The 16,276-nt window shown below is 70.6% G+C and carries 13 protein-coding genes; 8 read left to right on the top strand and 5 right to left on the bottom strand.

What is annotated here, in order from left to right; all coding sequences use genetic code 11:
* The first annotated feature begins 17 nt into the window (after window positions 1–17).
* Both SRB17_RS06005 and SRB17_RS06000 read left to right on the top strand, forming a co-directional pair.
* Entirely contained in the window at window positions 18–1,148 is a 1,131-nt protein-coding gene (locus SRB17_RS06005) for a LacI family DNA-binding transcriptional regulator (protein WP_153535123.1), read from the top strand.
* On the top strand, window positions 1,145–2,056 hold the full coding sequence (locus tag SRB17_RS06000) for a carbohydrate kinase (protein WP_323375057.1): 912 nt from the start codon (window positions 1,145–1,147) through the stop codon (window positions 2,054–2,056). Before SRB17_RS06005 ends, SRB17_RS06000 begins: the two co-directional genes overlap by 4 nt.
* 160 nt (window positions 2,057–2,216) lie before the next feature.
* Here the strand turns inward: SRB17_RS06000 and uvrA are convergent, their stop codons facing one another.
* Window positions 2,217–5,243, bottom strand: coding sequence for an excinuclease ABC subunit UvrA (uvrA, locus tag SRB17_RS05995; protein ID WP_323375056.1), 3,027 nt, complete (start codon window positions 5,241–5,243; stop codon window positions 2,217–2,219).
* 224 nt (window positions 5,244–5,467) lie between these two features.
* Here uvrA and SRB17_RS05990 point away from each other — a divergent pair, with 224 nt between their 5' ends.
* The 5 genes from SRB17_RS05990 (at window position 5,468) to SRB17_RS05970 (ending at window position 9,759) form a co-directional block, all read left to right on the top strand.
* Complete coding sequence (locus SRB17_RS05990) at window positions 5,468–6,154, top strand: maleylpyruvate isomerase family mycothiol-dependent enzyme (protein ID WP_153535119.1); 687 nt, start codon at window positions 5,468–5,470, stop codon at window positions 6,152–6,154.
* A 45-nt stretch (window positions 6,155–6,199) separates the two neighbouring features.
* A complete protein-coding gene (locus tag SRB17_RS05985) occupies window positions 6,200–6,856 on the top strand; it encodes an MBL fold metallo-hydrolase (RefSeq protein ID WP_153535117.1) in 657 nt (218 codons plus the stop codon).
* Window positions 6,857–7,220: 364 nt separating this feature from the next.
* Window positions 7,221–8,105, top strand: a complete 885-nt coding sequence (locus SRB17_RS05980) for an ABC transporter substrate-binding protein (protein WP_153535115.1) — start codon at window positions 7,221–7,223, stop codon at window positions 8,103–8,105.
* Window positions 8,102–9,004, top strand: a complete 903-nt coding sequence (locus SRB17_RS05975) for an amino acid ABC transporter permease (protein ID WP_323375055.1) — start codon at window positions 8,102–8,104, stop codon at window positions 9,002–9,004. The genes SRB17_RS05980 and SRB17_RS05975 overlap by 4 nt, the downstream gene beginning before the upstream one ends.
* Window positions 9,001–9,759, top strand: coding sequence for an amino acid ABC transporter ATP-binding protein (locus SRB17_RS05970; protein WP_153535113.1), 759 nt, complete (start codon window positions 9,001–9,003; stop codon window positions 9,757–9,759). Before SRB17_RS05975 ends, SRB17_RS05970 begins: the two co-directional genes overlap by 4 nt.
* Here the strand turns inward: SRB17_RS05970 and aroQ are convergent, their stop codons facing one another.
* Window positions 9,760–10,233 (bottom strand): type II 3-dehydroquinate dehydratase, encoded by a 474-nt coding sequence (gene aroQ, locus SRB17_RS05965; protein WP_323375054.1) that lies wholly within the window; start codon window positions 10,231–10,233, stop codon window positions 9,760–9,762.
* 209 nt (window positions 10,234–10,442) lie between these two features.
* Here aroQ and SRB17_RS05960 point away from each other — a divergent pair, with 209 nt between their 5' ends.
* Window positions 10,443–11,714 carry an MFS transporter gene (locus tag SRB17_RS05960; protein ID WP_153535111.1) on the top strand — a complete coding sequence of 424 codons (1,272 nt, stop codon included), beginning with the start codon at window positions 10,443–10,445 and terminating at the stop codon, window positions 11,712–11,714.
* 66 nt (window positions 11,715–11,780) lie between these two features.
* Here SRB17_RS05960 and SRB17_RS05955 read toward each other — a convergent pair whose 3' ends face one another.
* From SRB17_RS05955 to SRB17_RS05945, 3 genes are all read right to left on the bottom strand, one after another.
* Window positions 11,781–12,881, bottom strand: a complete 1,101-nt coding sequence (locus SRB17_RS05955; protein ID WP_153535109.1) for a calcium:proton antiporter — start codon at window positions 12,879–12,881, stop codon at window positions 11,781–11,783.
* An 87-nt stretch (window positions 12,882–12,968) separates the two neighbouring features.
* Window positions 12,969–13,970, bottom strand: coding sequence for a TerC family protein (locus tag SRB17_RS05950; protein WP_323375053.1), 1,002 nt, complete (start codon window positions 13,968–13,970; stop codon window positions 12,969–12,971).
* Window positions 13,971–14,192: 222 nt separating this feature from the next.
* Window positions 14,193–16,265, bottom strand: a complete 2,073-nt coding sequence (locus SRB17_RS05945) for a TerD family protein (RefSeq protein WP_153535105.1) — start codon at window positions 16,263–16,265, stop codon at window positions 14,193–14,195.
* Window positions 16,266–16,276: the final 11 nt, after the last annotated feature.

The raw sequence follows: 16,276 nt of genomic DNA, 5'->3' as shown, positions 1-16,276 counted from the left end.
ATTCGGAGGGAGACGAGATGCCCACCATGGCGGACGTCGCGAGGAGCGCCGGAGTCTCCGTGGCGACCGTCTCCCACGTCCTGAACGGCACGCGCCCGGTGCTGCCCCACACCCGCCAGGCCGTGCTCGACGCCATCGACGCCCTCGGCTACACCCCCAACACCCTGGCGCGGTCCCTGGTGACCTCCCGCACCCGCTCCATCGGGCTCGCGGTGTCGGCGATCAGCAACCCGTACTTCACGGAGATCCTCCAGGGTGTCGAGGCCGCCGCGCTGGAGGCGGGCTACAGCCTGCTCATCGCGGACCCGCACGACGACCCCGGGCACGAACGCAAGGTCGTGCAGCTCCTCCATGAGCGCCGGGTGGACGGCATGATCGTCGCTCCCTCCGCGCGCCCGCACGAGCTGGTCGGCTATCTCCGCCGCCACTCCGTGCCGACCGTGTTCCTGGACCGGATGATCGACGTGGGCGCGACAAACGGCTCCGCGGTGGACGGTGGCGCGGACGCCGCCCCCGACCGGGACGCGCCCTGGTACGACCAGGTCTGCGCCGACAGCGCCGAGCCGACCGCCCGTCTGGTCACCCATCTCGCCGGGCTGGGCCACCGCAGGATCGGCCTGGTCGCGGGTCTGCCCGGGCTCAGCACCACCAATGAGCGACTCTCCGGCTACCGGGACGGCCTCAGCGCCGCCGGCCTGGACCTCGATGAACGGCTCCTGGTGTCCGGCAACTCCGAGTCCACCGGTGCCGAGCAGGCCACGGCCGACCTGCTCGCCCTCGCCCAACCGCCCACGGCACTCGTCACCGCCAACAACACCATGACCATCGGCGCCCTGCGCGCCCTGCGCCGGCACGGCCTGTCCGTGCCGGACGACATCGCCCTGTGCTGCTTCGACGACTTCGCCTGGGCCGATCTGTTCTCACCCCGCCTCACCGCCATCGCCCAGCCCAGCAGGGAGTTGGGCGCGCAGGCCGTCCAGGTGCTCCTGGGCCGTCTCGACGAGCCGCGCCGGCCGGCCCGGACGGTACGGCTGCCGTGCGCGTTCGTCCATCGCACGTCCTGCGGGTGCCCGGAGGAGCCGGGCGGGTCCGATGAGCCCGGGCCCACCGCATCGTCCACCCCGTCGGAGAAGGGAACCGCCTCGTGATCGTCGTCGCAGGTGAGGCATTGATCGACCTGGTACCGCAGGGCCCGGGCGCCCTCGCGGCCCTGAAGCCGGCGCTCGGCGGCGGCCCGTACAACACCGCCGTGGCCCTGGGCCGGCTCGGTTCCCGCACCGCATTCTGCTCCCGGACGTCGCACGACGCCTTCGGCGAGGCCCTGCTCGACGGGCTGCGGCGCGCGGGGGTGAACGTGTCGGGCGTGCAGCGCGGGGCGGAGCCGACGACGCTGGCGGTGGCCACGATCGACGACGGTGGCTCGGCCGCCTACTCCTTCTATGTCGACGGCACCGCCGACCGTCTGTTCACCGCCCCTGGCGCGCTGCCCGCCGGCACGCGCGCGGTGTCCTTCGGCACCTGCTCGCTCGTCCTGGAACCCGGGGCGAGCGCCTATGAGGAGCTGATGCGCGCGGCGTCCGGGCAGGGGCTGTTCACCGCGCTCGACCCCAACATCCGGGCGGGGCTGATCCCGGACGCGGACGCCTACCGGGCGCGATTCAAGAACTGGCTGCCCTCGGTGACGCTGCTGAAGCTGTCCGCGGAGGACGCCGAGTGGCTGGGCGGCAGCCCGCGGGAGTGGCTGGCCGCGGGACCAGCGGCCGTGGTGGTGACCCGGGGCGGGGACGGTCTGACCGCGTTCACCCGAGACGGTGCGGAGTACTCCGTACCGGGTGAGAAGGTCGCCGTGGTGGACACCATCGGCGCCGGTGACACGGTGAACGCGGCCCTGCTGCACGGGCTTTCCGCCCTGGGCGCGCTGTCGGAGGAAGCGCTCGGCGCCCTCACGACGGAGGGCTGGACGCGGCTGCTGCGCTTCGCGGCACGCGCGGCTGCGATCACCTGTTCGCGGGCGGGGGCCGAGCCGCCGTTCGCGGCCGAGCTCGGTGGGCTGTGAGCGGCCCCTTCTCTCTCCTGTTTTCCTCTCTGCTGTTGTCAAGGTGCGGCCGGATCCGTAGTACGGGACCTGCCGGACCTCGGAGCCGGGGTGGCTGATCGTGGAACGAGCGGCGCCCCGCGGGGAGTTCCCGCGGGGCGCCAACCTCTCTGGTGATATGTCAGGCCTTGCGTGCCCGCGTCGTCTTCTTCGCGGGCGTCGCCTTCTTCGTGGCCGCGTCGGCCTTCTTGGTCGCCGTGTTGTTGGCCTTCACCGTCACCGACTTCTTCGCCGCCGTCTTCGCGGCGACCGTCTTCCTGGCCGAGGCGGCACGCTGCGCCGGCACGGGTTCGGCGTCGCTGATGCGGTCGGCGCCGAGGATCTCGCGCAGGAACTTGCCAGTGTGGCTGGCGGGAACCCCGGCGACCTCCTCGGGCGTACCCTCGGCGACCACGAGGCCACCGCCGGCGCCGCCCTCCGGACCCATGTCCACGACCCAGTCGGCGGTCTTGATCACGTCGAGGTTGTGCTCGATGACGATGACCGTGTTGCCCTTGTCGACCAGGCCACCGAGGACCGTCAGCAGCTTGCTGATGTCCTCGAAGTGCAGACCGGTGGTCGGCTCGTCCAGGACGTAGACCGTGCGTCCGGTGGATCGCTTCTGCAGCTCGCTGGCCAGCTTCACGCGCTGGGCCTCACCGCCCGAGAGCGTGGTGGCGGACTGGCCGAGTCGGACGTAGCCGAGGCCGACGTCCTTCAGCGTCCTCAGGTGCCGGGAGATGGCCGGGACGGCCTCGAAGAAGTCGGTGGCCTCCTCGATCGGCATGTTCAGCACGTCGGCGATGGACTTGCCCTTGTAGTGGACCTCCAGGGTCTCCCGGTTGTACCGGGCGCCGTGGCAGACCTCGCACGGGACGTAGACGTCCGGGAGGAAGTTCATCTCGATCTTGATGGTGCCGTCGCCCGCGCAGTTCTCGCAGCGGCCGCCCTTGACGTTGAAGGAGAAGCGGCCGGGGAGGTAGCCGCGGACCTTCGCCTCGGTGGTCTCGGCGAACAGCTTGCGGATGTGGTCGAAGACGCCTGTGTACGTCGCCGGGTTGGACCGCGGGGTGCGGCCGATCGGCGACTGGTCGACGTGCACGACCTTGTCGACCAGGTCGTCGCCGTCCACGCGCGTGTGCCGTCCGGGGACGTTCCTCGCGCCGTTCAGCTCGCGGGCGAGGTGCGTGTACAGGATGTCGTTGACCAGCGTCGACTTGCCGGATCCGGAGACGCCCGTGACGGCCGTGAAGACGCCCAGGGGGAAGGAGACGTCGATGTCCTGCAGGTTGTTCTCGCGGGCGCCGTGCACCGTGAGCTTGCGGGACGGGTCGCGGGGACGGCGGATGTCCGGAAGCGGGATCGCCTTGCGGCCCGAGAGATACGCGCCGGTCTGCGACTCGGTGTTGGTGAGCAGTTCCTTCAGCGAGCCGCTGTGCACGACCTTGCCGCCGTGCTCACCGGCGCCGGGACCGATGTCCACGACCCAGTCGGCGACCTTGATGGTGTCCTCGTCGTGCTCCACGACGATGAGCGTGTTGCCCATGTCGCGCAGCCGGACCAGGGTCTCGATCAGCCGGTGGTTGTCCCGCTGGTGCAGGCCGATGGACGGCTCGTCCAGGACGTACAGGACGCCGACGAGGCCGGAGCCGATCTGGGTGGCCAGGCGGATGCGCTGGGCCTCGCCGCCGGAGAGAGTGCCGGCCGCACGGTTCAGCGACAGGTAGTCCAGGCCGACGTCGACCAGGAAGCGCAGCCGTTCGTTGACCTCCTTCAGCACCCGCTCGGCGATCTTCTTGTCGCGGGCGCTCAGCGTCAGCCGGCCCAGGAAGTCCGCGCAGTCGCTGATCGACATCGCGGAGACCTCGGCGATCGACTTCTCCATGATCGTGACCGCGAGGACGATCGGCTTCAGGCGCGTTCCCTCACAGGAGGGGCAGGGCACCTCGCGCATGTAGCCCTCGAAGCGCTCGCGGCTGGCGTCGCTCTCGGCCTCGCTGTGCCGGCGCTTGACGAAGGGCACCGCGCCCTCGAAGGGCGTGGTGTACACGCGCTCACGGCCGTACCGATTGCGGTAGCGGACCTCGATCTGGGTCTTGTGGCCGTGGAGCAGGGCCTTCTTGGCGCGCTGCGGCAGGCCCGCGAACGGGATGTCCGTGCGGAAGCCGAGCGCGTCCGCGAGGGCGCCGATCAGGCGGCCGAAGTAGTCCTTGGTGTGCCCGTGCGACCAGGGGTGGATGGCGCCCTCGTCGAGGGACTTGTCCTCGTCCGGGACGATGAGCTCGGGGTCGACCTCCATGCGCGTGCCGATACCGGTGCAGTCGGGGCAGGCGCCGAAGGGCGAGTTGAAGGAGAAGGAGCGGGGCTCCAGCTCCTCGAAGGACAGGTCGTCGTACGGGCAGTACAGGTGCTCGGAGTACATGCGCTCGCGCTCGGGGTCGTCCTCGGGGAGGTCGACGAAGTCGAGCACGACCATGCCGCCGGACAGGCCGAGCGCGGTCTCCACGGAGTCGGTGAGGCGGCGCTTGGCGGACTCCTTCACCGTGAGGCGGTCCACGACCACCTCGATGGTGTGCTTCTCCTGCTTCTTCAGTGCCGGCGGGTCGGAGAGCTGGACGGTCTGCCCGTCCACGCGCGCGCGGGAGTAGCCCTTGGTCTGCAGGTCGGCGAAGAGGTCGACGAACTCGCCCTTGCGCTCGCGGACCAGCGGCGACAGCACCTGGAAGCGGCTCCCCTCCGGCAGCTCCAGGACCTTGTCGACGATGGCCTGCGGCGACTGGCGGGAGATCGGACGGCCGCACTCGGGGCAGTGCGGCTTGCCGATGCGCGCGAAGAGCAGACGCAGGTAGTCGTAGACCTCGGTGATGGTGCCGACTGTCGAGCGCGGGTTGCGCGAGGTCGACTTCTGGTCGATGGAAACCGCTGGGGACAGGCCCTCGATGAAGTCGACGTCCGGCTTGTCCATCTGGCCGAGGAACTGCCGGGCGTACGAGGAGAGCGACTCCACGTACCGGCGCTGGCCCTCCGCGAAGATCGTGTCGAAGGCCAGGGAGGACTTGCCCGACCCGGACAGGCCCGTGAAGACGATGAGCGAGTCACGCGGCAGGTCGAGCGAGACATTCTTCAGGTTGTGCTCGCGCGCGCCACGGACGATGAGACGGTCGGCCACGCCGGTCCGCACCTTTCTTGAGAGAAGTGACAGGGGCGGGGCCCCCGTGCTTCTTCAGACTAGGGGGAGCCGCTGACAACGCCGGTCGGATTCTCCGGTTGCATAACAACCCCCGGCCATCCAGCATGCCCGACGCCGCACTCGACGATATAGCACGTGCTTTCGATTTGCGGCCGAGGTTCACCACCTTCACCCGAAGGTGTGGCCGGGCTAATGTCAGGCTCATGATTGATCACGCTCATGACCTGGCATGTGTACGTGACGCGACCGAACGGCTCCTCACCGCGGTCGCCAAACTGGACAACGCGTCGCTCGCCGAGCCGTCACGGCTGCCCGGCTGGACCCGTGGGCACATCCTCGCCCACCTCGCCCGCAACGCGGACGCGCTCGTGAACGTTCTCGAGGGCCGCCCCATGTACGCGAGCGCCGAGGCGCGGGACGCCGACATCGAGCGGGACGCCCCGCGCCCGCTCGACACCCAGCTCACCGACCTGCGCGAGACCGCTGCCCGCTTCCAGGCGGCGGGGGACGCGCCGGCGGACTGGTCGCGCACGGTGGAGCTGCGCAACGGGGTCACGGACTCGGCGTCGCGGATGCCGTTCCGGCGGTGGGCCGAGGTCGAGCTGCACCATGTGGATCTCGGCATCGGATACGAGCTGGAGGATCTTCCAGACGAGTTCACGGACCGGGAGATCGATTTCCTGGCGGAGCGCTTCGCCGGGCACAAGGACGTACCCTCGACCGGCCTGAGCGCGGGCAATGGCCGCACCTGGACCACCGGCGGCGGCGCGGAAGGCGCACCGGTCGCGGTCCGGGGCACGGCCGCCGATCTGCTGGGCTGGCTCGCAGGGCGGCGCGACGGCTCCGGCCTGACCACGAACGGCGCGCTGCCGAAGCTGCCTCCGTTGTAGGTCCGCTCCGGTCCGCGGGCCCTGCCCCGCTATAGGCTGATGACCATGACGTACACCGGAGAGGTCAGGGTCGGCGGACCGGCGGATGTGCACGAGCTGAAGGACCTGATGATCACGAAGATCGCGGTCGGCCCGATGGACAACAACGCCTATCTGCTGCGCTGCCGGGCCACCGACGAGCAGCTTCTGATCGACGCCGCCAACGAGGCGGACGCGCTTCTCGGCATGATCGGTGACGACGGCATCGCGTCCGTCGTCACCACGCATCAGCACGGCGACCACTGGCAGGCGCTCGCCGATGTCGTCGCGGCCACGGGCGCGCGTACGCACGCCGGCCGCGAGGACGCACCCGGCATTCCCGTGCCCACCGATGTCCTCGTGGACGACGGCGACGTCATCAGGGTGGGACAGGTGGAGCTCACCGCACGGCACCTCGTCGGGCACACTCCGGGCTCCATCGCGCTGGTCTACGACGACCCGCACGGCCACCCGCACGTCTTCACCGGCGACTGTCTCTTCCCGGGAGGCGTGGGCAACACGCGCAAGGATCCGAAGGCCTTCGCCAGCCTGATCCACGACGTGGAGACGAAGATCTTCGACGTGCTGCCCGACGAGACCTGGGTGTATCCCGGGCACGGCAACGACACGACGCTGGGCGCGGAGCGGCCGCATCTGCCGGAGTGGCACGCGCGCGGGTGGTGAGCGCCGGGCGCTGCCCCCCTCCAGAGTGCAGAGCGCGTTGCCGTCCTGCGCGCCGGGCGCGTTCCTTCTGAGCACCGGGCACGTTTCCCTCCGCGCGCCCCGTGTGAACGATTCACACACGCCGGGGGCGCGTACCCGCTCCCCGCGCGCCCCGTCACGCGGTCAACTGGTGGCAACCCCGCAGAGGATGACGGCTCCTCTGCGGCAGGGCCGCCGGTCTCCAACCCCGCCCTCGGCCGGCGGCCCAGGCCAACGACCCGCGCCATGAGGGTGGTGTTCACACGACCGCAACACCCGTTCCCAGTATGCGGACAGTTACCGTCGTGACCTGGACAAACGCAGGGTTCGCTGCCAATCTCCCGCCATGTACACAGCCCCTCGCGTCCTGCGCCGTGCGGCAGCTGCCGCCACCGTAGCCCTGCTCGCCACCGCCGTCGGCTGTGCTCCGCAGCCGGAGGAGAAGGCGGCGGCCTCCCCCTCCGGCTCGGCCGCGAAGAGCTGCGCCAAGGGCAAGTTGGCCACCAGGACGTCCGGAAAGCTGACGATCGCGACGGACGAACCGGCGTACGAGCCCTGGTTCAAGGACGACAAGCCCGCCAACGGCGAGGGCTTCGAGTCGGCGGTCGCCTACGCCGTGGCCCGGCAACTGGGTTACGGCAAGAGCGCGGTCGTCTGGCAGAGCGTGCCGTTCAACAAGGCGTTCGCGCCCGGTGAGAAGACCTTCGACTTCGACATCAACCAGGTCTCGATCAGCGCCGAGCGCAAGAAGGCCGTCGACTTCTCCCCCGGCTACTACGACGTGCGCCAGGCCGTCATCGCGCTGAAGGGCAGCAAGGCCGCCAAGGCGACGAGCATCGCGGACCTGAAGGGCCTCAAGCTGGGCGCCCAGGTGGGCACCACGAGCCTCGACTACATCAGCGACGTGGTGAAGCCGTCGCAGGAGGCGGCCGCGTACTCCAAGAACGACCAGGCCATCTCCGCGCTCAGGAACGGACAGGTGGACGCGATCGTCGCCGATCTGCCGACCGCCTTCTACGTCACCTCGGCCCAGGTCACCAACGCCAGGATCGTCGGCCAGTTCGAGAACCAGGGCGGCACGCCCGAGCAGTTCGGGCTCGTCCTCGACAAGGGCAGCGGCCTCACGTCGTGCGTGTCGTCGGCGGTGGACGCCCTGCGCAAGGACGGCACGCTGGCGAAGCTGGAGCAGCAGTGGCTGTCCGACGCCGTCGACGCTCCGGTGCTCAAGTGACGGTCACGAAGGAGGAGTCCGGGGAGGACTCCGGCAAGGACGACATGCGCGACGGGTACGTCCCGTCCGAGCGGCGCCTGGAGCGCGAGCGGTACAAGCGCGCGCGTGCCCGTCGCGCGACGGCGATCGCCGCCCTCTCGACCCTGGTCACCGGCGTCGTCCTCTACCTGGTCGTCGTCAACGCGCCCGGCTGGCCGCGCACCAAGGAGACCTTCTTCGACGGGCAGTACGCGCGCGAGGCGTTCCCCAAGGTCCTCGAAGGGCTGTGGCTCAACGTCCGGCTGCTGCTGATCTGCGGCGTGCTGGTGCTCGTCCTGGGCATGCTGATCGCCATCGCGCGCACCCTGCCCGGGCCTGTGTTCTTCCCTCTGCGGGTGCTGGCGGCCGCGTACACGGACTTCTTCCGTGGTCTGCCGCTGATCATCAACCTGATGATCGTGGTCTTCGGGGTGCCCGCGCTGCGCCTCCAGGGCGTGACCGTCGATCCCGTGCTGCTCGGGGGTACGGCGCTGACGCTGACCTACTCCGCCTACGTCGCCGAGGTGTTCCGCGCCGGCATCGAGTCCGTGCACCCCTCACAGCGCGCCGCGGCACGCTCGCTGGGCCTGACCAACCGTCAGGCGCTGCGCCACGTGGTGCTCCCCCAGGCCGTACGCCGTCAGGTTCCGCCCCTGCTGAACGACCTCGTGTCCCTCCAGAAGGACACCGGGCTCGTGTCGATCGGCGGCGCGGTCGACGCCGTACGGGCGGCCGACATCATCGCCCAGCGCAGCCTCAACTACACGCCGTACATCGTCGCGGGGCTGGTGTTCGTGGCGCTGACCATTCCGATGACCCGCTTCACGGACTGGGTGACGGCCCGGATGGACCGGCAGCGGGCCCAGGGAGGATCGCTATGAGCGACGCAGTCGCGCCCGTGCTGCGCATGGAGTCCGTCCGCAAGACCTTCGGCGGCTCCGTCGTGCTGCGGGACGTCGGTCTGGAGGTCTCCCCGCACACGGTGACCGCGCTGATCGGCGCCTCCGGTTCTGGCAAGTCCACGCTGCTGCGCTGCGCCAACCTCCTGGAGGAGATCGACGACGGCGCGATCTGGCTGGACGGCGAGGAGATCACCGATCCCCGCGTCGACCAGGACGCGGTGCGGCGCCGGATCGGCGTGGTCTTCCAGGCGTACAACCTGTTCCCGCACATGACCGTGCTGGACAACATCACGCTGGCGCCGCGCCGGGTGCACGGCGTCCCCCGCGACGAGGCCGAGGGACGGGCCAGGGGGCTGCTGGAGCGCCTGGGACTCGCCGCCAAGGCGGATGCCTACCCCGACCGGCTCAGCGGCGGTCAGCAGCAGCGTGTGGCGATCGTGCGGGCGCTCGCCGTACGGCCCCGGCTGTTGCTGCTGGACGAGATCACGGCGGCGCTCGATCCCGAACTCGTGGGTGAGGTGCTGGAGGTGGTCCGGGACCTGAAGGACGACGGCATGACCATGGTGCTGGCGACGCACGAGATGGGCTTTGCGCGGGACGTCGCCGACCAGGTTTGCTTTCTGGACGGTGGCGTCGTGCTGGAACGCGGCACCGCCGAGCAGGTCTTCGGCGATCCGCAGCAGGAGCGCACGCGGCGCTTCCTGCGGCGCATCGTGGAGGCGGGCCGTCTGTAGCTACGCGTCGGCCTGGGCCGCGCCCACAAGGGCGGCCACGCGCTCCACGCCGAACACGTAACCCTGCACTCCGCATCCGGCGATCACGCCGTCGGCGCGCAACGAGACGTACGAGTGGTGCCGGAACGATTCACGCTGGTGGATGTTGGAGATGTGCACCTCCAGCACGGGCATGCCGTCGCAGGTGTTGAGTGCGTCCAGAATCGCGACCGACGTGTGGGAGTAGGCGCCGGGGTTGATGACGATCCCGCAGTGGTTCAGGCGCGCCTCGTGGATCCAGTCGACCAACTGACCCTCATGGTTGGACTGCCGGAGGTCCACCGTGCCGCCGTGCACGGCCGCCGCCTTGGCGCACAGCGCCTCGATGTCGGCCAGGGTGTCCCTGCCGTAGATCTCGGGCTGGCGCTGGCCGAGCAGGTTCAGGTTGGGCCCGTTGAGGATCATGATCGGGGCGTTGGCCAGGGTGCGGGGCACGTTTCCTCCGGTCCGTTCGGGGCGGTACGTCGACGACCGCCGCTCGCACCTGGTCTATCACGGTGGCCCGAGCACAGGGCGGGCCACGTGCGCCGGGTGCCTCGGCGCACGCCATGGTCGCTCGATCGCCTCCGCGCGCCCCGTAACTGTCGATCACGGTGGGTGGTTGACGCGGCATGCAGCCTGTACGTGCCGTAAGTGCCCCTTCGATGCCGAGACTCGCCGCCGCGTCCCTGGCGGGGACCGCGATCGAGTTCTATGACTTCTTCGTCTACGGGACCGCGGCGGCCCTGGTCCTGGGTCCGCTGTTCTTCCCGACGTTCTCGCCGGTCGCGGGGACGCTGGCGGCGTTCGGGACCTTCGGGGTGGGGTTCGTGGCCCGGCCGCTGGGCTCGGTGGTGTTCGGGCATTTCGGCGACCGGCACGGACGGCGGCCCGTGCTGGTCGCCTCACTGCTGCTCACGGGCGCCTCGACCGTCGCGGTGGGCTGTGTGCCGTCGTACGGGACGATCGGCGTCGCCGCGCCCCTGTTGCTGCTCGTGCTGCGCTTCCTGCAGGGTCTGGGGCTCGGCGGGGAGTGGGGCGGAGCGGTGCTGCTGACCGCCGAGCACGCGCCGGCCGCGCGCCGCGCCCTGTGGTCGAGCTTCCCTCAAGTGGGGCCCGCGGTCGGCTTCGTGCTCGCGAACGGGGTGATGCTCGCACTGTCGGCGGCGCTGTCCGATGCGGAGTTCGCGCAATGGGGATGGCGCGTGCCGTTCTGGGTCGCCGGTGCGCCGGCGCTCGCCGGGCTGTGGCTGCGCTCGTCGCTCGCCGAGAGCCCCCGCTTCCTGGAAATCGACGACCACGCGCGCGTGCCGTTCGTCGAGGTCGTACGGCATCACGGGCGGCTGGTGCTGCTGACGGCCGGCGCGCTGGCCATCGGGTACGCGGTGTTCTACGCCGTGACGACCTGGTCGCTGGCGTATGCGACGGAGCGGCTCGGGGTGAGCCGGACGGTGATGCTGACCTGTGTCATGGCGGCGGTGGTCGTGAAAGGGGCCCTCACACCCTTGGTGGCGCTGCTCGGCGACCGCTATGGGCGGCGGCCGATGTGTCTGACGGGGTGCGCGGCCTGCGTCGTGTGGATGCTCCCGATGGTGGCTCTGCTGGCCACCGGCCAGCCGCTGTTGATGTTCCTGGGCATCCTGGGCGCGCTGATCGCCTTCGTCACCATGTTCGCGGTCATCGCCGCCTACCTGCCGGAACTGTACGAGGCGCGGGTCCGCTGCACGGGCGCGGCGGTGGGCTACAACCTCGGCGGGGTCCTCGGCGGCGCGCTCACCCCGCTCGTGGCCACGGCGCTCGCGGGACAGAGCGGCCGTGTGCCCTGGGCCGTGGGCGTGTATCTGACGGGCATCGGGCTGATCAGCCTGGTGTGCTTCGCTCTGCTTCCGGAGACGCGGCCGGTACCCGCGCCGGCGGTGGAGCCGGCGACGGGCTGACCGGCCGGGACCCGGGACGCCGGCGACGGGCTGCGGGCCTCCCGCACGGTGACGGGGCCGGGCGCGCTACGGGTTGATGGCCAACTCCAGGTAGGCCGCGAAGAGCACCAGGTGGACACCGCCCTGCAGCGGCGTGGCCCGTCCCGGCACCACGGTCAGGGAACTGACCACGATGGTCAGCGCGAGCAGCAGCATGTGTGTCGGGCCGAGGCCGAGGAGGAGCGGTCCGGACAGCCAGATGGAGGCGAGCGCGACGGCCGGGATGGTCAGGCCGATGCTGGCCATGGCCGAGCCGAGTGCGAGATTGAGGCTGGTCTGCACCCGGTCACGGCGCGCGGCGCGCAGCGCGGCGATCGTCTCCGGCAACAGCACGAGCAGAGCGATGATCACACCGACGACGGCGTGGTGCAGTCCGGCCGCCTCCACACCCGACTCGATGGTGGGCGACACGCCCTTGGCCAGGCCGACCACGCCGATCAGAGCCAGGCCGAGCAGGCTGAGGCTGAGCCAGGCGGTCCGCGCGGACGGGGGCTGGGCGTGGTCGCCGCCGGTGATGACCTCGCCCTGCCGGGTGATCGGCAGGAAGTAGTCGCGGTGGCGTACGGTCTGGGTGGCCACGAACAGTCCGTAAAGGATCAGCGAGGACAACGCGGCGAAGGTCAGCTGCACCGACGAGAACTCGGGTCCGGGCTTGCTGGTGGTGAAGGTCGGCAGCACCAGGCTGAGCGTGGCGAGTGTCGCGACGGTCGCCAGGGCGGCGCCGGTGCCCTCGGGGTTGAAGACGGCGGTGCCGTGCCGCAGCGAGGCGACGAGCAGACAGAGCCCGACGACGCCGTTACAGGTGATCATCACGGCGGCGAAGACGGTGTCCCTGGCCAGAGTGGAACTCTTGTCGCCGCCGTCCGCCATCAGGGTGACGATCAGGGCCACCTCGATGATCGTGACGGCGACGGCGAGCACCAGGGAGCCGAAGGGCTCGCCGACTCGGTGGGCGATGACCTCGGCGTGGTGGACGGCCGCCAGGACGGAGGCGGCGAGCACCAGGGTCACCAGGGCGACGACCGCGCCCGGCAGATTGCGGCCCCAGGTGAAGCCGAGGAGGACGACCGCGAAGACGGGCACGAGGATCGTCCATTGACGGGTGAGCGCCCGGAGCCGAGTGATCATGCGGCGATGGTCGCAGAGACGTACAGGGCTCACATTCCATTCTTTTCCGATACTTGTTGTCCTTCCGTTGTGGGGCCTCAGGCTTGGTCAGGCGTCGACGCTGTCCTTCGGGGCGGCCTCGCCACCGGTGTGCGCCGCCTCGACGGCGTCCTGCTTGCTGGTGGCCATCAGGCTGGTGACGGTGGTGACGACCAGGACCGCGCAGATCACGCCGAGCGAGACCGGGATGCTGATCTCGGGGACATGGACGCCGGACTCGTGCAGGGCGTGCAGCACCAGCTTGACGCCGATGAAGCCGAGGATGACGGACAGGCCGTACGAGAGGTGGACCAGCTTCTTCAGCAGGCCGCCGATGAGGAAGTACAGCTGTCGCAGACCCATGAGGGCGAAGGCGTTGGCGGTGAAGACGATGTACGGGTCCTGGGTCAGGCCGAAGATCGCGGGTATGGAGTCCAGGGCGAACAGGACGTCCGTGGTCCCGATGGCGAGCATCACGACCAGCATCGGGGTCATGACCCGCTTGCCGTTCTGCCGTATCCACAGCCTGGTGCCGTGGTACCGCTCGGCCACTCCGAACTTGCGCTCGGCGGCCTTCAGCAGTTTGTTCTCCTCGTACTCCTCTTCCTCTTGGTCCGCGCGGGCCTCCTGGACGAGCTTCCAGGCGGTCCAGATCAGGAAGGCACCGAAGAGGAAGAAGACCCAGGAGAAGCCGGCGATGATCACGGCTCCGGCGGCGATGAAGACGGCCCGCAGGACCAGCGCTATGAGCACGCCGACGAGCAGGACGCGCTGCTGGTACTGCGCGGGCACCGCGAACTTCGCCATGATCAGGACGAAGACGAAGAGGTTGTCGACGCTCAGGGACTTCTCGGTGATGAATCCCGCGAAGAACTCGCCGGCCGGCTGTCCACCACCGAAGACGAGGAGACCGAGGCCGAACAGCCCGGCCAGGGCGATCCAGACGACGGTCCAGATTCCGGCTTCCTTGATCGACACCTCATGGGGCCTGCGCCCGATGAAGAAATCGACCGCGATCAGGGCGGCCAGGCCCACGATGGTCAGGACCCACAGGGTCACGGAGACTTCCACTGCACCTCCGGCATTACGTAACGGCAAACACGTCAGCGTCGTCGCTGCCGGAGGTCTCTTCCACCCGCTTCGGGCCGACGCCCCGGGACCGGAACCGGTCCGTACTGACGGGTGCGCCGCAGTCAGGGAGTACTCCCCTCCGTACGAAAGACAGTACCCAATCACCAAGGAAAGGTAAAGCGAAAAGTAAAATAAAGACCGAAACTGCCGGTCAGCACCCCTTTACCTGGGCTTGGTCAAGTCCCTGGCCACCTCGGTGAGCACCCGGTGCACGATCTGGCTCCCGGGCGGCACCAGCGACGGTTCGTACGTCCAGGCGTGCCCCACCCAGGGATCGGCGAAGTGATCGTCGGGCACAGGCGTGAGTCGCATCAGCGAACGCCACAGCGGATCGAGCAGGGGGCCGTAGCCGGCGGCGTCCTCTCGGTCCGCCACCAGCAGGAGGTGGACACCGACGTCGGGCCCCTCGTCGGCGAGGTAGCGCAGCCGGGTCACGGCCCGGTCGTCGAAACCGTGCGGGAAGTCGTTGACGATCAGCAGCTGACGCGCGGTGTCGACATCGGCCGGCAGCGATTCGGGCGCGCCCCCGCGCACCGCCATCTGCACCAGGTCGACCCGCCGGGTGAGCCGCTCCAGCATCTCCGTCACCCCGGCCGCGCCGGTCGCGGGAGGCGCGGCGAGCACGCCGGTCCGGGTGAGCGGGGCGAACGCCGCGGACCCGGTGCCGGCCGGGTCGATGACCTGCACGGCGAAGTCCCCAGCCGGATGCACGGCGAGCAGCCGCGCCGTCAGCGCCACCGCCGCCTCCATGGCCAGGTGGCGCAGCTCGGCGGAGTCCGGGAGACCGCCGGATGCCGCCGCCGGGCCGCTGTCGAGCCACAGGCCGCGTTCCAGCGGCAGCCTGACCAGCAAAGGAATGCGCAGCGGCACACTCTCCGGCAGATGGAGGTCGCCGAGGCGCAGGGCCATCGGCGGCTCGGCGGGCACGCGGTATCCGTGCCAGACGGGGTTGTCCCAGCGGGCGTAGGCGGGCGGAAGCGCGGGCTCGACCACCTCGGACTCGGCGGTGAGCTGGGCGAGGTCACGGTCGAGGACCGCGCGCGCCTGGTCCACCAACTGCGTACGACGGGCCTGCGCCGCCTCGCGCGCGGCATCGCCCGCGGTGCCGAGCCTGCCGCGGGGGTCCGTGAGGGCCTGGTCGAGCTCCTTCTCCAGGCGGGAGTCGGCGAAATCGACGGCGCTGCGGTACGCGGCGGCCGTGCGGGCCAGGTCCTCGAACATGCCCCAGACCTGGTTGTACAGCCGCTCCTCCATCGACCAGCCCGCAGCGTCGCCCGCGACGGGCTGCGCGGGCCGGTCATCGACGGCCGGAGCCACCGGGGGCGGCGTGCCGTGCGGGCGACGCCCGGGGTGCGTGTAGTCGACTCGGGCGCCGGGGTCTCGCGGGGCGGTGCCGGAGGCCGGGGTGTCGTACGGGTTCCGCGCGTCGTACGGCGGTGCCGGCTCCGGCTGCTGCGGTGCGAGGGAGGGCGTGGGCCCGGGCGTCCCGGACGCGGTGGTGGTCCGGGGCTCCGGTGCGCCGGTGTCGTACGGCCCGAGTGCCGGCGTGACGCGCGCGGGGGAGGCGGACGCGTCGTGCGGCAGGGCCGTGGAGGCGTCCTGCGGCGCGGGAGCCGATGGCTCGTGCGCTGACGGTGCCGAGGTCGGTGCCGACAGCGTGCGGAACGGGCCGTGGGCGGCCGCCTGGCCGGGGACCGCCGCCGCATGGGCGGCGGCCGCGACGTCGGTGGCCTCGCGCAGGCCCTGGTCGGTGAGCAGCGCGGTGAGGCCGGCCGCGTAGCCCTGGCCCACCGCTCGCACTTTCCACGTGCCCTGTCTGCGGTACAGCTCCAGGGCGAGCACGGCCGTCTCGCCGTCCAGGCCGGTGAGGGTGTAGCAGGCGAGTTCGGTGCCGTCGGGGTCCTCGACCGTCGTGTGCGGGGCGGCGAGGGCACCGAACCGGAGCGGTGCCCCGGCGCCGTTGGGCAGGGCGAGGAACACGTCGACGCGGTGGACGGCCTCGGGCAGGGCGCCCAGATCGACGGCGAGCCGATGTCCGGTGGCGGCCTGCCGGGACACCTCGACACCGGGCAGGACGGGGACGCCGGGGTGGGCCACCCGCTGGGGGCCCTGGACCGTGCCGTTCTCGTCGCCCAGCGTGGCTCCTGCCAGGACCGGCACCCCGGCCGAGATCCGGATCACCAGCCGGACCTGAGACAGCGGGTGGTTCTGCCCCCGCACCAGCTCGGCCGTCATCGCCGTCGCCC

The sequence above is a fragment of the Streptomyces sp. RB17 genome, from assembly GCF_009604455.1.
Taxonomy (GTDB): Bacteria; Actinomycetota; Actinomycetes; order Streptomycetales; family Streptomycetaceae; genus Streptomyces.
The sequence above is the reverse complement of the archived record's forward strand: the minus strand, read 5'-3'. Positions and strand labels throughout refer to the sequence as shown.

Bases quoted from the DNA above. Each gene is read 5' to 3' on its own strand.
- SRB17_RS06005 (WP_153535123.1), top strand. From the start codon at position 18: ATGCCCACCATGGCGGACGTCGCGAGGAGCGCCGGAGTCTCCGTGGCG.
- SRB17_RS05985 (WP_153535117.1), top strand. From the start codon at position 6,200: ATGACGTACACCGGAGAGGTCAGGGTCGGCGGACCGGCGGATGTGCAC.
- SRB17_RS05945 (WP_153535105.1), bottom strand. From the start codon at position 16,265: ATGACGGCCGAGCTGGTGCGGGGGCAGAACCACCCGCTGTCTCAGGTC.
- SRB17_RS05980 (WP_153535115.1), top strand. From the start codon at position 7,221: ATGTACACAGCCCCTCGCGTCCTGCGCCGTGCGGCAGCTGCCGCCACC.
- SRB17_RS05990 (WP_153535119.1), top strand. From the start codon at position 5,468: ATGATTGATCACGCTCATGACCTGGCATGTGTACGTGACGCGACCGAA.
- SRB17_RS05955 (WP_153535109.1), bottom strand. From the start codon at position 12,881: ATGATCACTCGGCTCCGGGCGCTCACCCGTCAATGGACGATCCTCGTG.
- SRB17_RS05960 (WP_153535111.1), top strand. From the start codon at position 10,443: ATGCCGAGACTCGCCGCCGCGTCCCTGGCGGGGACCGCGATCGAGTTC.
- SRB17_RS05970 (WP_153535113.1), top strand. From the start codon at position 9,001: ATGAGCGACGCAGTCGCGCCCGTGCTGCGCATGGAGTCCGTCCGCAAG.